Source organism: Henriciella sp. (assembly GCF_029937755.1).
Lineage (GTDB): Bacteria > Pseudomonadota > Alphaproteobacteria > Caulobacterales > Hyphomonadaceae > Henriciella.
Window position 1 is genome coordinate 300,032 of record NZ_JAPYPG010000001.1, and the last position, 15,644, is coordinate 315,675.

The 15,644-nt window shown below is 62.2% G+C and carries 14 protein-coding genes; 2 read left to right on the forward strand and 12 right to left on the reverse strand.

Features of this window, described 5'->3' with window-relative positions:
- Positions 1 to 72 precede the first annotated feature (72 nt).
- The gene (locus tag Q1K29_RS01520) at positions 73 to 1,434 is read right to left on the reverse strand and encodes a M17 family metallopeptidase (protein WP_300390660.1); all 1,362 of its coding nucleotides are present in this window, start codon (positions 1,432 to 1,434) and stop codon (positions 73 to 75) included.
- Positions 1,435 to 1,550: 116 nt separating this feature from the next.
- Here Q1K29_RS01520 and Q1K29_RS01525 point away from each other — a divergent pair, with 116 nt between their 5' ends.
- Positions 1,551 to 2,456, forward strand: a complete 906-nt coding sequence (locus tag Q1K29_RS01525; RefSeq protein WP_300390662.1) for a tetratricopeptide repeat protein — start codon at positions 1,551 to 1,553, stop codon at positions 2,454 to 2,456.
- 41 nt (positions 2,457 to 2,497) lie between these two features.
- Here Q1K29_RS01525 and Q1K29_RS01530 read toward each other — a convergent pair whose 3' ends face one another.
- From Q1K29_RS01530 to Q1K29_RS01570, 9 genes are all read right to left on the reverse strand, one after another.
- Entirely contained in the window at positions 2,498 to 3,472 is a 975-nt protein-coding gene (locus Q1K29_RS01530) for a type II secretion system F family protein (RefSeq protein WP_300390665.1), read from the reverse strand.
- Positions 3,473 to 3,481: 9 nt separating this feature from the next.
- On the reverse strand, positions 3,482 to 4,516 hold the full coding sequence (locus tag Q1K29_RS01535; protein WP_300390668.1) for a type II secretion system F family protein: 1,035 nt from the start codon (positions 4,514 to 4,516) through the stop codon (positions 3,482 to 3,484).
- A 4-nt stretch (positions 4,517 to 4,520) separates the two neighbouring features.
- The gene (locus tag Q1K29_RS01540; protein ID WP_300390671.1) at positions 4,521 to 6,044 is read right to left on the reverse strand and encodes an ATPase, T2SS/T4P/T4SS family; all 1,524 of its coding nucleotides are present in this window, start codon (positions 6,042 to 6,044) and stop codon (positions 4,521 to 4,523) included.
- Positions 6,045 to 6,063: 19 nt separating this feature from the next.
- Positions 6,064 to 7,431, reverse strand: coding sequence for an AAA family ATPase (locus tag Q1K29_RS01545; protein ID WP_300390673.1), 1,368 nt, complete (start codon positions 7,429 to 7,431; stop codon positions 6,064 to 6,066).
- Between the two features lie 17 nt (positions 7,432 to 7,448).
- A complete protein-coding gene (locus tag Q1K29_RS01550; RefSeq protein WP_300390676.1) occupies positions 7,449 to 8,156 on the reverse strand; it encodes a CpaD family pilus assembly protein in 708 nt (235 codons plus the stop codon).
- 7 nt (positions 8,157 to 8,163) lie between these two features.
- Positions 8,164 to 9,765 carry a type II and III secretion system protein family protein gene (locus Q1K29_RS01555; protein WP_300390679.1) on the reverse strand — a complete coding sequence of 534 codons (1,602 nt, stop codon included), beginning with the start codon at positions 9,763 to 9,765 and terminating at the stop codon, positions 8,164 to 8,166.
- Complete coding sequence (gene cpaB / locus Q1K29_RS01560) at positions 9,765 to 10,598, reverse strand: Flp pilus assembly protein CpaB (protein ID WP_300390682.1); 834 nt, start codon at positions 10,596 to 10,598, stop codon at positions 9,765 to 9,767. The genes Q1K29_RS01555 and cpaB overlap by 1 nt, the downstream gene beginning before the upstream one ends.
- A gap of 86 nt (positions 10,599 to 10,684) precedes the next feature.
- Positions 10,685 to 11,200, reverse strand: coding sequence for a prepilin peptidase (locus Q1K29_RS01565; RefSeq protein WP_300390684.1), 516 nt, complete (start codon positions 11,198 to 11,200; stop codon positions 10,685 to 10,687).
- A 166-nt stretch (positions 11,201 to 11,366) separates the two neighbouring features.
- Positions 11,367 to 11,534, reverse strand: coding sequence for a Flp family type IVb pilin (locus Q1K29_RS01570; protein WP_300390688.1), 168 nt, complete (start codon positions 11,532 to 11,534; stop codon positions 11,367 to 11,369).
- A 295-nt stretch (positions 11,535 to 11,829) separates the two neighbouring features.
- Between Q1K29_RS01570 and Q1K29_RS01575 the strand changes: the two genes are divergently transcribed.
- Positions 11,830 to 12,264: a pilus assembly protein N-terminal domain-containing protein gene (locus Q1K29_RS01575; protein ID WP_300390691.1), complete on the forward strand. Its 435-nt coding sequence runs from the start codon at positions 11,830 to 11,832 to the stop codon at positions 12,262 to 12,264.
- Between the two features lie 82 nt (positions 12,265 to 12,346).
- Here the strand turns inward: Q1K29_RS01575 and Q1K29_RS01580 are convergent, their stop codons facing one another.
- Both Q1K29_RS01580 and ptsP read right to left on the reverse strand, forming a co-directional pair.
- On the reverse strand, positions 12,347 to 13,255 hold the full coding sequence (locus Q1K29_RS01580) for a helix-turn-helix domain-containing protein (protein ID WP_300390692.1): 909 nt from the start codon (positions 13,253 to 13,255) through the stop codon (positions 12,347 to 12,349).
- A gap of 87 nt (positions 13,256 to 13,342) precedes the next feature.
- Positions 13,343 to 15,616 (reverse strand): phosphoenolpyruvate--protein phosphotransferase, encoded by a 2,274-nt coding sequence (gene ptsP / locus Q1K29_RS01585; protein ID WP_300390695.1) that lies wholly within the window; start codon positions 15,614 to 15,616, stop codon positions 13,343 to 13,345.
- Positions 15,617 to 15,644: the final 28 nt, after the last annotated feature.

Sequence of the window (15,644 nt, forward strand, 5' to 3'; positions counted from 1 at the left end):
ATATCGCTAAGAAGCAGGATTTTCCGTTTCGCGCAAGGCGGGGGGCACACTCTGCCACCCGCCCCGGCGGAATCAGGCATACCGTGTCCTGAGCATCGTCCACATGGCGCGCAGGCCGCAGGCGGCCCCGCCTTCCGGGCGGCCATACTGCGATTTGCGCCAGCCCCAGACGTCGAGGTGGACCCAGCGCTCGGCATCGACGAACTGCTTCAGGAAGACCCCCGCGGTGATCGAACCGGCAAAGCTGCCGCCGGCATTCTGGATATCGGCGATATCGGATTTGAGCATGGACTTGTACGGGTCCCACAACGGCATGCGCCAGACCGGATCACCGGAGACAGCGCCAGCCGCCCAGATCGCATCGGCGACATCGCCATCATCGGTATAATAAGGCGCAAGGTCAGGCCCCAGCGCGACGCGGGCTGCGCCCGTCAGCGTGGCGAAATCGATCAGCAGGTCGGGCGAGCCCTCGCAGGCGCGTGTCAGGGCATCGCCAAGGATGAGCCGGCCTTCGGCATCGGTATTGTCGATCTCGACGGTGATGCCCTTGCGCGTGGAGAGAATGTCGCTCGGCCGGAAGGCATTGCTGTCGATCGCATTCTCCACGGTCGGAACATAGAGCTTCAGCCGCACCGGCAGCTTCGACCCCATGACAAGCTTGGCGAGCGCGATGACATGCGCGGCGCCCCCCATATCCTTCTTCATCAGGCGCATGCCCCCGCCGGGCTTGAGGTTCAGGCCGCCCGTATCGAAGGCGACCCCCTTGCCGACAAGGGCGAGTTCGGGATGGTCAGCATTGCCCCAGCTGAGCTCGATGAAGCGCGGCGCTTCCGGCCCGGCCCGGCCAACCGCGTGGATCATCGGATAATTCGCGTCCAGCAGTTCGTCGCCAGCCGTGACCTCGATCTCGGCGCCGTGCTCCTCGGCCATCTGGCGGACCACCTGCTCGATCGAGGCCGGGCCCATATGCTGGGCCGGGGTGTTGATCATGTCGCGAAGCAGCTTGATCGCATCGGCCTCGCGGTCGAGGGCGGCAGCATCCTCGTCCTCACCAAGCACCAGGCGCGGGGGGTCGGTTTTTTCGGTCAGGTAGCGGTCGAAGCGGTAGGCACCATCGGCCCAGCCGGCAGCGATATGCGCAAAGGGCAGGCCGGCATCGCGCGCGATCTCATAGTCTCCCGCCGGCAGCTTGCCCGACAGGGCCGCAACGGCGAGCGCATCCGGCGCGTCCCCCAGGCCGAACAGGACATTCGCAAGCTTGCCCTCCTCATCGGCGTGAAAGACGGTCTCGCCTGCATTCGCCTTGAAGCCGGTCGCGCGCGCCAGCGATTTCAGTGCCGGTGGTATCTCGTGCTCGGCCTCGTCCCAGTGCATCGGGCGCACGAGATGGATGGCAGCGGCTTGGCTGGCGGTGGCGGTAAAGGCTTTATGCATTGGAATGGAATGATCCCTGACTGAAACGGTTAAGCGAAGGCTCTGTTCTGTTAACTGATCCTTGACCCTGTGCGAGGCAAGCTACGGCGTCAGAACCTCACGCCGGAGCCGATCGAATGTCCAGAGCAAAAGCCATCGCCTTCGCCCTGCCCCTGCTGTCTGCCTCGCTCATCACGGCCTGTGCAAGTGCCGAAAAGAAAGAGCAGGCCGCCACGGAATCGGCGATCGAGGAGGCCATGGCCGAGAAGCTTGCCCCGGCCACACCCGAGGAAATAGAAGCGGCGATGCGCGCCGATCCCCTGACCAGAGCGAACTTCTGGGGGGCGGAGTTCCGCAAGGATCCGACAAAGCTCGACGTCACCATTGAATTCATGAAGTCGCTTCGCGAGATCGGCAGCCATGAACGCGCCATCGAGATCGGCTCAAAGACGCTTCCGATCCATCAGAAATCAGTGGAGCTCCACGTGATCATGGCGCGCGCGCTGATGAGCGAAAGCCGTCCTGCCGAAGCTGCTGACGTCTATCTGCGTGCCACACGGGTCGACCCGAAAGACCCCGCAGCCCTGGCCGGTCTTGGCCTCGCCATGGATCAGCTCGAACGCCACCATGATGCGCAGATCGCTTATGAAGCCGCGCTTGAGGTCGATCCGCAGCGTATATCCACGCTGACCAATTACGGCCTGTCACTGGCCCTCTCGGGCAATCTCGACGCGGCAGAGGCCCGCCTGCGCGAGGCTGTCGCCCTGCCCGGTTCAGACGCGCGTGTGCGCCAGAACCTGGCCCTTATCCTCGGCCTGCAAGGCAAGTTTGCCGAAGCTCGTGAGATCGACCCGCATGCGCCAACGCGTACAGTGGAGTCGAACATGCAGACGCTGAAGAACATGCTCTCGCCCATGCGGACCTATGGGGCCCTGCGCGACGACGAAGACAGCGAGGCGCCACGTCCCAGCCCGGCGCAACCGTCCAGCCAGGAAGAAGCCGCAACACCACCGGCGCTTCGCGGTTCGCTTGGCAGCGACTGATCATCCGTAATCTGTAAAGACAGACAAATGCCCGCCCGGACTTACCCGTTCGCGGCGTTCATTTCCTGGTATTTGATATAGGCTGGCCCAAGCACGACCAGGAACAGCACCGGCAGGAAGAACAGGATCATCGGCACGGTCAGCTTGGCTGGCAGGGCTGCCGCCTTTTTCTCGGCCTCCGACATGCGCATGTCGCGGTTTTCCTTGGCCATGACGCGCAGGGCATCGCCCAGCGGCGTACCGTAGCGCTCCGCCTGCATCAGCGCCATACAGACCGATTTAACGCCTTCATGGCCGGTCCGCTTGGCGAGGTTCTCATAGGCCACCCGGCGCTCCTGCAGATAGGCAAGCTCGGCGGTGGTCAGCTGGAATTCCTCGGCCAGTTCCGGAGACGCCGGACCGATCTCGGCGCCGACCTTGGCGAAGCCGAGCTCGATCGACATACCGGACTCCACGCAGATCAGCAGCATGTCGAGCGCGTCGGGAAAGGCGCGCATGATCGATTGCTGGCGCTTGGAGGCAAGGTTGGAAATATAGAGGTTCGGCGCATAGAAGCCGGCGGCCGCACCGAAGACGACAGACCCCATCTTCATCTGCGGCGACAGGCCCATATCATTGACCAGGAAGATATAGCTGAACACGCCGAGGGCCCCGAGGAAGGGCAGGGCAAAGCGGCAGAAATAGAAGATCGAAAGCGGGCGCGGCCCGCGAAAACCGGCCTGGACAAGCTTCGCCTGGATATTCGGATCCTCCAGCATCTTCTGGAGGTTCAGCTTGCCGGTGATCTGCGAGATCTTGCCCGTGTCCTCGCGCTTCAGCCCTTTTTTCTCCAGCGCTTCACGGTTGGCACGGCGCAGTTTCTCGCGCTGTGTGGTGACCTGCTTCAGCCGGGTCTCGAGCTTGTCGCCCTTCAGCGCCGGCAGCATGACGGACATGACGGTCGCGAACATGGCGACCGCTGCCAGCATGGAGGCGAGGGTGCCCGGATTTCCGAGGGCGTTTGCAAAGTCCTGCATGTCGTCCCCCTAGATATCGAAATTGATCATGCGGCGCATAACCGTGACGCCGGTGAACATGAGGCCGGCACCCATGAACAGGATCATGTGCCCGGTCGGCTTGACGAAAAGCTCCATGATGTAGCTCGGCGTGGTGAGATACACCATGAAGCCGACAGCAAAGGGCAATGACGCGATAATGCCGGCTGACGCCTTGGCTTCGGAAGACATCGCCTTGATCTTCTCGCGCATCATCTTGCGCTCGCGGATCACCTTGGACAGGTTGCCGAGCGCTTCCGACAGGTTACCGCCCGACTTGGACTGGATCGTCAGCACAATGACGAAGAAGTTCACTTCCGGCAGCGGAACGCGCTTGTAGAACTGCTGCAAGGCGCGATCCGTCGTGGTGCCCATCTGGATATTGTCGGTCAAATTCTTGAACTCGACCCCAAGCGGCGCCGGACTCTCGGCAGCAATTATGCGCAGGCATTCCGTGAGCGGAAGACCGGATTTCACGCCGCGCACAATGATATCGATGGCGTCGGCGAACTGGGCCGTCATTTTCTTGTGGCGGCGCTTCGTCAGGAAGCCGAGCACCCAGCGCGGCAAGCCGAGAAAACCGGCAAACCCGGCAGCGATGATCATGGCCGGCTGCGACTTGATCTCGATCCCCATCACTGGCGGCGGGCCTTCCGCGCCTGAGACGAAAGTCAGCGCTGCGCAGAGAATGCCGAGCACGGCGGAGACCAGCCAGAACATTTCCGGTTTGATGTCGAGGCCAGCCTGGACGAGCTTGGCCTTGATGTCCTGCGGCATCAGGGATTTGCGGCGCGCTTCGTCCTGCTGGCGAAGCTTCTTGAGCATCTGCTGGGTCTGGCGGCGGCGCTGGGAGTTGGGATCGTTGTCCGCGCTGCTCCGGCCCTTGCCCTTCTTGCCGTCCTTGATCTGACGCGCACGCTTGGAGGCCACCTCGCTGCCACTGCCGCCCGTCAGGGCGAGGCCGACGCCGGCAAGGGCCAGGAAAGCCAGGCCGCCGACAAGGTATATCATGAGGTTGCTGTTCATCCGTTTATGTGTCCAGCGCGTCGATGGCCTTGGCGAGATCCTTCTCGAGCCCGAAATAGGATGCCCGCTCCCAGAAGCGCGGGCGGCCAATGCCCGTGCCACGGTGTCGGCCGGCGACCTTGCCGTCCTCGTCCTCGCCTTCCATTTCGAATTTCAGCACGTCCTGGAGGATGATCGTGTCGCCTTCCAGGCCCATCACTTCCGTAACGCACATGATGCGGCGAGACCCGTCACGCAGGCGCGAGGCCTGAACGACAACGTCGATCGAGCCGACAATCATTTCACGGATCGTCTTGGCGGGCAGCGAGAAGCCGCCCATGGTAATCATCGATTCCACACGGCTGAGAGCTTCGCGCGGGCTGTTGGCGTGCAGCGTGCCCATCGAGCCGTCGTGACCGGTGTTCATGGCCTGCAGGAGGTCGAACGCCTCCGGGCCACGCACCTCGCCGACGATGATCCGTTCAGGACGCATCCGCAGACAGTTCTTGACGAGATCGCGCATCGAGATTTCGCCAGAGCCTTCGATATTCGGCGGGCGCGTTTCCAGACGTACGACGTGCGGCTGCTGCAGCTGGAGTTCCGCAGAGTCCTCGCAGGTGATGACGCGTTCGGTCGGATCGATAAAGCCGGTCAGACAGTTCAGAAGCGTCGTCTTGCCCGAACCGGTACCACCGGAGATCAGGACGTTGCAGCGGCTGTGGCCGATGATGCGAAGGATTTCGGCGCCCGGCTCGGAGATGGACCCGAAATTGACGAGGTCCTTGAGACGCAGCTTGTCCTTTTTGAACTTACGAATGGTGAGCGTCGGCCCGTCAATCGCGAGCGGCGGGGCGATGACGTTCACACGAGAGCCATCGAGCAGACGCGCGTCACAGATCGGGGAGCTTTCATCGACGCGGCGACCGACCTGGGACACGATGCGCTGGCAGATATTCATCAGCTGCGCATTGTCGCGGAAGCGGATATTCGTGCGCTCGATCTTGCCGTTGACCTCGATATAGGTCGTGTCGGCACCGTTCACCATGATGTCGGCGATGTCGTCGCGCGCCAGGAGCGGCTCAAGCGGACCATAGCCGAGAACGTCGTTACAGATATCGTCGAGCAGGTGCTCCTGCTCGGAGATCGACATCACGACATTCTTGATACTGATGATCTCGACGACGATGTCGCGGATTTCCTCGCGCGCGCTCTCTGCATCAAGCTGCGCCAGCTGGCCGAGGTCGATCGTGTCGATCAGTGCGTTGAAGATGGTGGTCTTGGTCGCATAGTACTCATCCGTACGCGTATCGACCTTTGTGACCTTTTCCTTCTGCATGTCCGGCGGTGGCTTCAGCGCGACGGGCTTGGAGCCCCCGCCCGGCTTCTGCGCCCCCGGAATGGGGGGAGGTGTCTTCGCCTTTGGCGGTGACGGAGCCCGTGCCTGACCCGCCGGCTTCGACGGGGCGGCCGGGCGTTGGTCAGCCGGAGCCGCCGGGCGCGCCTGCGGGGCGGGCTGGGTCGCGGTTGCTGAGCGTTTGCCAAAGGACATGGTTTGTTCCTATCCGGCCTTACTTTCCGAGAAGTTTCTGGATCAGGGATTTCTTGGGCGCCGTGACCTCCCGGCCTGACAGGACGGAGGCGAGATGATCGATCGCCTGGGACGGCTTTGCCTGCGCATCGGTTTCCGAGATCATCTGACCCTTGTTCGATGCCGTGCCGAAAAGCTGCGGGTCGAAGGGCAGGATGACATCCGGCTCGACCTCGATGGCCGCGGCGAAATCCTTCACCGGAATTTCCGGCCGCTTGGGTACGCCAGCCATATTGAGGACCAGGCGCGGCGGATTGTCGTTCGGGCGCTGTGACTTCAGCTGGTCGACCATGTTCTTGCCATTGCGCAGAGAGGCCAGGTCCGGCTGACAGACGAGGATGACCTCGTCGGAGGTCACGAGCGTGTTGTAGATCCACTCATTCCAGCCATGCGGCAGATCAAGCACCACGAAGGGCATCAGGCGGCGCACACCCTCGATCACCATCGAGTAGGAGGCGGCATCGATGTCCATGAGCTGGTTGACGCTGGCAGGCGCGGTAAACAGCGACAGCCGGTCGGTGGCCTTGGCGAGCAGGCGCGAGATCACCGCGTCATCTGTCCGGTCGGGCGAAAGCAGCGCATCGGCAATGGTCTGCTGGGTCTCGTGATTGAAATCGAGCGACGTCGTCCCGAAGGACAGGTCGAGATCGACCAGCGAGGTGTTCACATGGGCATTCTCGGCCAGCGACCAGGCAAGATTGTGCGCAATCGTGGAGGCACCGACACCGCCCTTGGCGCCGATCACGGAGATCGACTTGCCGACAAAGGGCGCCTCGGGATCGGTGAAGAGACCGCCAATGGCACGCACCAGCTGGACCGGCTCGATCGGCGGCACGAGGTATTCGCTGACGCCGCGCGACACGAGCTGGCGATAAAGCGGGATATCATTGGTCGCCCCGATGACCATGACCTGCACGCCCTCTTCGCAACGCGTTGCAAGCTCATCGATCTGCTGCAGCATCGTGCTCGAGTGGGCCGAGGATTCAACGATCAGCAGGTTCGGGGTCGGGTTTTGGGAAAGGTGTTCGATGGCAGCCGGAATGCCACCCGGCCAGGCGTCCAGCGTGGCATTGATCATGCGCCTGTCACTCGCGACGCGCTCGATCACCTGACGGGTCTCGTCGGTCTCGAAGAAGGCGAGCGCGGCAATGGCCGGAATGGCCCGGTCCCCGCCTTGAGAGGCGCTCATGGGCGGCGGAACCACTCCCCCCGGCTCGACTTCCTTATAGGGCGCGTCGACCGGGCCGGTGAGCTGACCGATCAGATCCTCACTCGACTCCTCAGCAGGGCCGTCTTCGTTGAAGTCGAGGTCGAATTCCTCGTCAAACAGTGCGTTCTCATTACTCATCGACGTACCCTCACCCCCTAGTTCACGGCTGACGCAACAGCCCCGGACTCCGACTCGCCGCGCTGTGCCGCGGTTGGCTGGCCCTCGCGATAGAGTGCGAGTTGCGCGGTGCGGCGTGCCAGATCGCCTTCGTCAAGCGGACGCTGGCCCAGCAGGTCTGCCGGATCGGCGATCATCGCCGCCATGTTGGTGCGCACCGTGCAGCCAAGCGTCTGCATGTCATTGTTCGAGGTGGCATCCGCGAAATCGATCATGGATTTCTGCGGACAATCCGGCGCGACCGCATCATAGGCGGTGAACGCCATCACGATCGGTGCGCTGTCGCTGCCATTGGCATCATAGGCACTGCCGCGGATCTCTTCATATTCGACACCGGCAGACCAGGCGATCTCGCGGGCCTCGGCTACCGCCTTGACGGCGAGTTCCTCATTGCCGTGATTTTTCGGCAAGGACATGATCAGAGGGCCGTGGCCGCGACTGATATAATCGTCCACGAAGGCGCGGATCCTGGCCTTTTCCTCAAGCCGCAAATGCTTGTCGAGCACATTGAGTTTGACCTCGAGATAGGCCGTGCGCTTGGCGACCTGGATCTGGTTGCGGTCAAGCGTTGTGCCGGTCAGGTATTCGCGCGGCACCGGGCCGTTCGGTTCCACGGAACTGCAGCCGGCCAGCGCCATGGCTGAGACCAGACCGCAGGCGATAAGAATCTTGCTGGAGCGATACATGATGAGCCTACTCCTCGATGAACCCGACGGGCGCGTTGTAATTGTCGGCGCTTAGCCCCTTGCCGCCCTTGCCGTAGACAGCATTGAGCTTGCCGAAGAAGATCGTTTTCGGATCGGCCGCATTTGCATAGCCGTCAGCCGGCGTGCGCAGGCGCCCCTTCTGCGTCGGATCGACGAGATAGGGCGTGATGATCACGACCAGTTCGGTTTCCTCATTGATGAAGTCGCGCGACTGGAAGAGTGCGCCGAGGACCGGAAGCTTCTTGAGGCCGGGCAGCTGGTCGAGCGACTGGCGTGACCGGCTCTGGATCAGGCCGGCCAGCATCATCGACCCGCCGCTTGGCAGTTCGACCGTGCTTTCGGCGCGGCGCACCGTCAGCGCGGGAATGGTCAGCGTCTGGGCGGTGATGATGTTGCCCTGGTCATCGACCCCGGCGACCGACTGACCCTGGAAAGCGCCCTGATTGGTCAGTTCTGAAACCTCGGTGGAGACCTTCAGCGAAATGCGGCCTTCCGAGAGAACAACCGGTGTGAAGGCCAGGCCGACACCATACTGTTTGAACTCGATCGAGATGCGGCCATTATTGTCCTGGCCGACCGGAACCGGGAACTCGCCGCCCGCGAGGAACTTGGCGGACTCGCCCGAAATGGCAGAGATGTTCGGCTCGGCGAGCGTACGCACGATACCGATGCGTTCAAGCGCATCGATGGCCGCGCCGGCAGACGATTGCAGGCGGCCATCATTGTAATTGGTGTAACCGAACTCGGTCGACAGCCCGCCGAGCGAGTTGCCGGCAACATTGTAGCCATTGGCGCTGCTGAAGCCGAAATTCTTAGAGAACGGCGTGTCCGGCCGGATGGCTTCAAGCGCGGTGCCCTGCCCCGTCGTGTTGACGCCGGCATCCTCGTCGAAGAAGAGCGGCTCGCCCGCGGCACTTACAAGCTGCTGCAGCGACTGGCTCGCCAGTTCGCCAAAATTGGTCACGCCGGACAGGTTGATACCAAGCTGCTTGACGACATTGCGCTGCATCTCGACGACGCGGACCTCCAACATCACCTGGTCCTTGGCTGCGACCGAGAGCATGTTGACCGGCTCAACCTCGTCTTCCAGACCGGAATAGGCCTTGATGAGGCGGATGACCTGATCGGACTGCATCAGATTGTCGACATTGCCGCTGACCACAATGTTGCCGCCCACACTCTCAACGGAGACGCGCGAGTCCGGCACATAGCGGGAGATCAGCTTTTCCAGCGATGCGGTGTCGGCATCGACGATAATTTCGAGATTGAGAAGCGGATTGCCCTGGCGGTCGAACAGGAAGGCATTCGTCTCGCCAACCTCGATGCCGCGGAAGATGAGGCGCCGTGAGGTCTGCACGACGGCATCGGCAATCGCCGGATTGGTGATCACGACATCGGCGACCGGGCGCTCAAGCTCTATAACGGTCGACTTGTTGAGACCGAGCTTCATGGACTGTGAGACATTTGTCTCGCCCGGCTTCATGACCGAAACGCCCATAGGGCTCTGCTGGGCGCCCGCTACAGGTGCAGAAAGAAGGCAGGCCAGGCCTGCCCCGATACCAGCAAACAGGTGTCGCAAGCCCATCATCAGCTTCTCCCGCCAATGTTGCCATTCTTGAAGACCTTGACGCCGTTTCCGGAGCCGCCGTCCGCGTTCAGAAGGTCCGTATTGCCCGTGGTCGCCCCATCATTCTCATCAGCATCGGCAACGCTTCTCAGCGCAAGCGAGATACGGCCAAGCCGGCTGGCATGTGCCAGCAGTTCGGCCTGCTTGGGCCCAAGCTCCAGCGTTGCCGTCGAGCCTGTCAGGACCGACATGCCATCCTGCTCGCCGAAGATCTGGTCGATGGCGAGTACGCGGGCATTCTCCAGCACGGTGCGTGTGAGCGTGGTATCACTCGGTCCGCGATCGGTGATGACTTCCACTTCATATGTCAGGATCACATCGACGCGGTCATCCGGCAGGATAAAGCCGGCGGATGCGGTTTCCGGAGAGATCTCGACGGATATGGCGCGCATGCCGGGGCGCAGGAGGGCTGCCATGAAACCGGTCTCACCCTTCTTGACGATCTTCTGGGCAACGACTGGCTCACCGGCCAGCAGCGGCGACTTCACGACACTGCCGGAGAGATCCTCAACAGCGCCGGGATTGTCTTCCTGGGTGAAGTAGGCGGCGTTCAGGGCCTTTTCCGGCCAGTCGGACCATTCGAAATCTTCTGGCGTCAGCAGGCTACCGACCCGCATGTCACCGCGCGAGACAAGGACCTTGGTGGAGGAGACCTCAACTTCGCGCTCGATGACGACAGGCTCGCTCGACTGGCCCTCGCTCGAGGGCTGACTTGACATGTCACGCACCAGAAGTGCGGCCCCGACAGCTGCAGCGGCAGCAACAAGCAAAATAATCAGACGTACTGGAGACATGGAACCCGGCCCTCTTCCTCACTCCCGACGCGTTACAAAGACGGGAATACTTGAGCGCAGATTTGCATCTACAGACTAAGGCATAGTTAACTTGGGAAGCCCGAAATCGCACCAAGCGGCTGCAAGAGCGGGGAAAGCGGCGCGCAGGCGATGGCGCCTGCCGCGATCGCCACTCCATACGGCACACCATTTCCCGGCAGCAGCGTCTCCCGGGCAAAGCCCGGAGTTGCGGCCACCGGCACCAGCCGGCGCGCCGCCATGACGAGAATGGCAAGTCCGCCCCCGGTCACGGCCATGACCATGATGAAGGGCATTGCTGCCTCCGGACCGAGCCAGAGCATGACGCCGGGAATCATCTTCGCATCGCCACCGCCAAATGCGCCGAAGATGAAAAGCAGGGCCGAGACGGCAAAGGCCACCAGTCCGGCGAGCAAGTGCCCGCCGGCAATATCCCAGCCCGGCGCGACAATGATCAGGGCCGGCAGGGCCAGGAAAGCGATCAGCGCATTGAGTCCGTTCGTGATAGTCAGCGTCTCCACATCGCGCAAGGCGGCGTAAATGCAGAGCGACAGGAAGGCGAAGGCGAACAGGGCAGAGATCATTGTGGGGCGAAGCTCCGGCAGTGGTCGGTCGGACTGCAGGGATAGCAGTCAAATCTGAAGAACTGCTTGCCGTATCGCCCGGCACACCCTCCAGACATGAAAGAAGCCGCCGGCAGGACCGGCGGCTTCAAACGTTTTTCCCTTACGGGAGAGGTCGTTAGACCTATTAGCCGTTGGCGATAGCGCCAGAGACTTCGTTGAACGTGTCTGAAGTGCTGTCACCGAGGGCGCCGACGGCACCGATGATCGCAACAGCGATCAGGGCAGCAATCAGGCCATACTCGATAGCGGTGGCACCCGACTCATTCTTGAAAAGACGTGCAAGCTTTTGCATTGGAGACTCCATCATCATGCAGTTTGTTACGTTCCGATTGTTCGGTTTTTTCCCGGAACAGGATCGGTTGTACAGAACAGCGCTGAATATGAAGTAAACTTGATGATCAAATTCATGAACAGACGCGTAAACTTTGTTAACCGGTCTCCATTCAGGCCTATAGGGGCGGTTTCTATACTTTATAACGCCTGAACCTCCGGAGCATGCCTTGCGCGGGCGGGGCCGCGTTAGGGATCGCGAAACCACTTCCTCTTTAAAGTGACAGGGAAGAGCTCAAAGCCCACGGAGTGGCCCCATGAAGTTTCACGCGACGATCCTGGCAGCCAGCCTGCTGACAGCCGCCCCTGCGGTCGCCCAGCAATATAGCGTTGAGAGCGGCATGACCCGCCCGGTCAAGCTGTCCAAGCCGGCGGCAAGCGTCATTATCGGCAACCAGAACATTGCCGACGTTGCCGTGGCTGACCCGCAGCTCGTCCTGCTGACCGGCAAGTCTTTCGGCACAACCAACCTTCTCGTCCTCGACAAGGACAACAACATCATCGTCTCGGCAGAGGTCATGGTCACAGCCGACACCGCCAATATGGTCACAGTCAGCCGCGGCGGCTCTCAGTATACATATGACTGTGCGTCCGACTGCCGGGATGCGCCCGTGATCGGCGATGACCAGCAACACTTCTCCAAGGCGCTGAACCAGGCCGAACAGACCAAGGCACTGACCGAAGGGCGCTAAAGGCCTCGCGTCACACCCTCATGATTAAAAAGACCGGCGCTTTCGAGGCCGGTCTTTTTTTGCGTTCAATGATGAAAAACGTCTAGCGGGCCGGACGGCTATTGGATGTCGCGGCCAGGGCCGGGCTCTTGCGCTCGGCGGCGAGGGCGGCTGCATCGTCAATGCTCGCAGAATAGAGCGGAACGGCCTCTTCGGAGAGAGAGCCGATCGACTCCTCTTCGATACGCCATTCGAAGGCGCTGCCATCCCGCACCGTCACGGTCCACCCTGCCCCGACACGCGGATAGTAGGCTTCGCCCTTCGCCATGACACGGCTGCGGAAGATCGTCCCGTCGGATCCGCGCACCTCGATCCAGGAAGGCTTTGTGGCAACGATCGCAAACTCCATCGCCTCTTCGGGACGCGCGGAAAGCGGCTTCTCGGCGAAGAGGCTTTCCTGCGCGGTATTTACGGCCACGACACGCTCTGCAACAGACGGGTTGGAGCGGGTGTCAGCCGTCTGGCGCGGCGTCAGCACCACGACCGACAGGCCAACAGCGACAGCGGCGCCGGCCACAGCCGCCAAGGGGACGAGATACTTGCCGCGCTTGCGCTCGCTCACGGTTACCGAAGATTTCGGGATCGCGGTCGCCAGATGCTTCTCCTCTTCCATGGGGAAGTCGGCGAGGACAGGCTCCGGATCGATACCGAGCGTGTTGGCATAGGTCTTGGCGACAAGGCGCGTGCGGCGCATGTCATGGTCAGGCGGTTGAGTGGTCTGCTCGATGCTTTCCAGGACGCGGCGGCTGATCTTCAGCTCGCGGGCAACATCATCCAGGGAGCGGCCGCGCGCCTCGCGTGCCGCCTTGAGACGCCCGCCTGCCGTGAACGTATCAATCAGGCCCAGCGCAGAGGCTTCCGGCGGCGCGTTTTCTGCGCCCGGTGTGGCTTCTGTCCCTGCAGTGTTCTCTGCGGGTGAAGCGTCATCCTTATGCTCGACGTCATCATTCATGACGGGCCACTGATCCTGAGATTGTTTGTCTGATGAAATGTACTGCACACACTATACCACAGTATGGCGTAGCCTGAACGGCGGACCTCAGCTATCCGATACCGCTATTTCCTGTACTTCTGTCAAGGCTAATACTTCGTTACGGAATATTCCGTTCGACGTACGCAGAGCGTCAAGGAAAGGTTCCCGGAAGGCCTGAAGATCCACCGAGCGCAGCATCCGCTTGACGGGACCGACGCCGGCCGCCGGCATGGACAGCGTGTGATAGCCAAGCGCCAGCAGGCACAGCGCCTCCACGGGCCGCGACGCCACTTCCCCGCATACGGAAACCGGAATGCCAAGGCGGTCACATTCCTGCTTGATGAAGTCGAGAAACCGCATGACCGGCCGGCTGACGACATCGTAGCGCTCGGCCACGCTCGGCACCATGCGGTCGGCAGCATTGAAGAATTGCAGCAGGTCGTTGGTTCCCACGGAGATGAAGTCCACCTCCCCGGCGACCTCCTCAAGGCCATAGGCAAAAGCCGGCGCCTCGAGCATGGCGCCGACGCGAAGCTCATCTGGCTCGGGATACCCGCGCGCCTTGCTCCACTCGATTTCGTCCATCAGGAGAGCCTTCGCCTCGAAGAACTCTTCAGCGATGGTGACCATGGGAAACATAACCGAAAGCGGCCCGCCATCGGCGGCGCGGACCAGCGCCCGGAGCTGGCGGCGGAACAGGCCAGGCCGGTCAAGCGCAAAGCGGATCGACCGCCAGCCGAGCGCGGGGTTTTCCTCTTCCTCGGCCGAGGCGTTCGGCAGGAGCTTGTCCCCGCCAAGATCGAGCGTACGGAAATAGACCGGCTTGGGCCCGGCAAAATCGAGCACCTTGCGATAGAGCGCGATCTGCGCATCGATCTTGGGCAGCGTGTCCGAGACCAGGAACTGGAACTCGGTCCGGAACAGGCCGATGCCGTCCGCACCCGTCTGCGCCATGGAGTCGAGATCGATGGCGAGACCGGCATTCAGCATCAGCTTGATGTCCGTCCCGTCCCGGGTGCGCGCAGGCTGTTCGCGCAGGGCCTGGAAGGCCGCCTGGCGTTCCGTCCGCAGGAGACGGCGGGACTCATAAGCGTGCAGCAGGTCCTCATCCGGGCGGATGTGAAGCGTACCTTCTTCCGCATCGACGATAACCGGGTCGCCCGGCGCAACGATGGCGCTCAATGAGCCGACGCCCCCTATGGTGGGAATGCCGAGCGCACGCGCGACGATGGCGGTATGACTGGTCGGCGCGACCTCTTCGAGCACGATCGCGGCAAGCCCTGAGTCGCGGTATTCCAGCAACTCTGCCGGACCGAGGCGGCGGGCGATCAGAACTTCGCTCTCGCTTGGTTCGCTGTCTCCATTATTCGTGGAGGCGCCATCATTGCCGGAAAGGATGCGCAGAAGGCGGTTGTCGAGATCCTCGAGGTCATGCAGGCGTTCACGCAAGTAGGGATCGTGCGCATTCTCCAGCTTGACCTTGTGCTCACGCCGCGACCGGTCGACGGCTGCCTCCGCTGAGAGGCCGGACTTCACCGTCTCTTCCAGGCGCATGGCCCAGACCGGGTCACTGGCGAGCATCTTGAAGGCTTCAAGCACTTCGCGCGGCTCACCGAAGATCGCGCTGACATCGCTCGCCAGCATCTTGTCGAGAGACACCCTCAGCGTCTCCAGCGCCTTGCGCAAACGTCGGGCCTCGGCTTCCGGGTCCTCGGTAAAATAGCGCGCGGGAGAAACAACCGGATCGTGGAGGCGGGCGGCCCCCATGCCAAGACCGTCGCATAAGGGGCGTCCGCGCAGATTGACCGCGCGCGCCTCACGCTGGGTTGCCCCGGGCCCACCCGTCGGGGCCTCAGCGGCGACCACTTCTGCCAGCACCATGGCAATGGTCTGCAGGCTGTCGATCTCGTCTTCTTCATAGATGCGTTCGGTGCGGTTCTGGACGGTCAGCACGCCGATCACCCGCCCGCCGCGCAGGATCGGCACACCGAGGAACGCATGGTAGGGGTCCTCGCCCGTCTCCGGACGGTAGGAGAAGGCCGGGTGGCGCGGCGCGTCCTGGATGGAAAGCGGCTCGCCCGAGAGGGCGATCTGCCCGACCAGGCCTTCATCGAGCGCCATCCGTGTCTGATGGACGGCCGTTACGGACAGGCCTTCAGTGGCAACAAGTTCGAGTTCGTCACTCTCGGTGCGTTTGTAGATCGAGCACACATCCGCCACCATCGTGCCCGCAATCAGGGTCACCACCTTCTGAAGGCGCGTATCGGCTTCCATGTCGCCCGCCATCACATTGCGGAGGCGGTTGATCAGGAGCCTGGGGACGGAAAAGGTCTGGGGCATGGTTCGGTGCCCGCAATTGACGGGTCAG

Coding starts and splice junctions, on each gene's coding strand:
- Q1K29_RS01520 (WP_300390660.1), bottom strand. CDS start 1,434: ATGCATAAAGCCTTTACCGCCACCGCCAGCCAAGCCGCTGCCATCCAT.
- Q1K29_RS01525 (WP_300390662.1), top strand. CDS start 1,551: ATGTCCAGAGCAAAAGCCATCGCCTTCGCCCTGCCCCTGCTGTCTGCC.
- Q1K29_RS01530 (WP_300390665.1), bottom strand. CDS start 3,472: ATGCAGGACTTTGCAAACGCCCTCGGAAATCCGGGCACCCTCGCCTCC.
- Q1K29_RS01535 (WP_300390668.1), bottom strand. CDS start 4,516: ATGAACAGCAACCTCATGATATACCTTGTCGGCGGCCTGGCTTTCCTG.
- Q1K29_RS01540 (WP_300390671.1), bottom strand. CDS start 6,044: ATGTCCTTTGGCAAACGCTCAGCAACCGCGACCCAGCCCGCCCCGCAG.
- Q1K29_RS01545 (WP_300390673.1), bottom strand. CDS start 7,431: ATGAGTAATGAGAACGCACTGTTTGACGAGGAATTCGACCTCGACTTC.
- Q1K29_RS01550 (WP_300390676.1), bottom strand. CDS start 8,156: ATGTATCGCTCCAGCAAGATTCTTATCGCCTGCGGTCTGGTCTCAGCC.
- Q1K29_RS01555 (WP_300390679.1), bottom strand. CDS start 9,765: ATGATGGGCTTGCGACACCTGTTTGCTGGTATCGGGGCAGGCCTGGCC.
- cpaB (WP_300390682.1), bottom strand. CDS start 10,598: ATGTCTCCAGTACGTCTGATTATTTTGCTTGTTGCTGCCGCTGCAGCT.
- Q1K29_RS01565 (WP_300390684.1), bottom strand. CDS start 11,200: ATGATCTCTGCCCTGTTCGCCTTCGCCTTCCTGTCGCTCTGCATTTAC.
- Q1K29_RS01570 (WP_300390688.1), bottom strand. CDS start 11,534: ATGCAAAAGCTTGCACGTCTTTTCAAGAATGAGTCGGGTGCCACCGCT.
- Q1K29_RS01575 (WP_300390691.1), top strand. CDS start 11,830: ATGAAGTTTCACGCGACGATCCTGGCAGCCAGCCTGCTGACAGCCGCC.
- Q1K29_RS01580 (WP_300390692.1), bottom strand. CDS start 13,255: ATGAATGATGACGTCGAGCATAAGGATGACGCTTCACCCGCAGAGAAC.
- ptsP (WP_300390695.1), bottom strand. CDS start 15,616: ATGCCCCAGACCTTTTCCGTCCCCAGGCTCCTGATCAACCGCCTCCGC.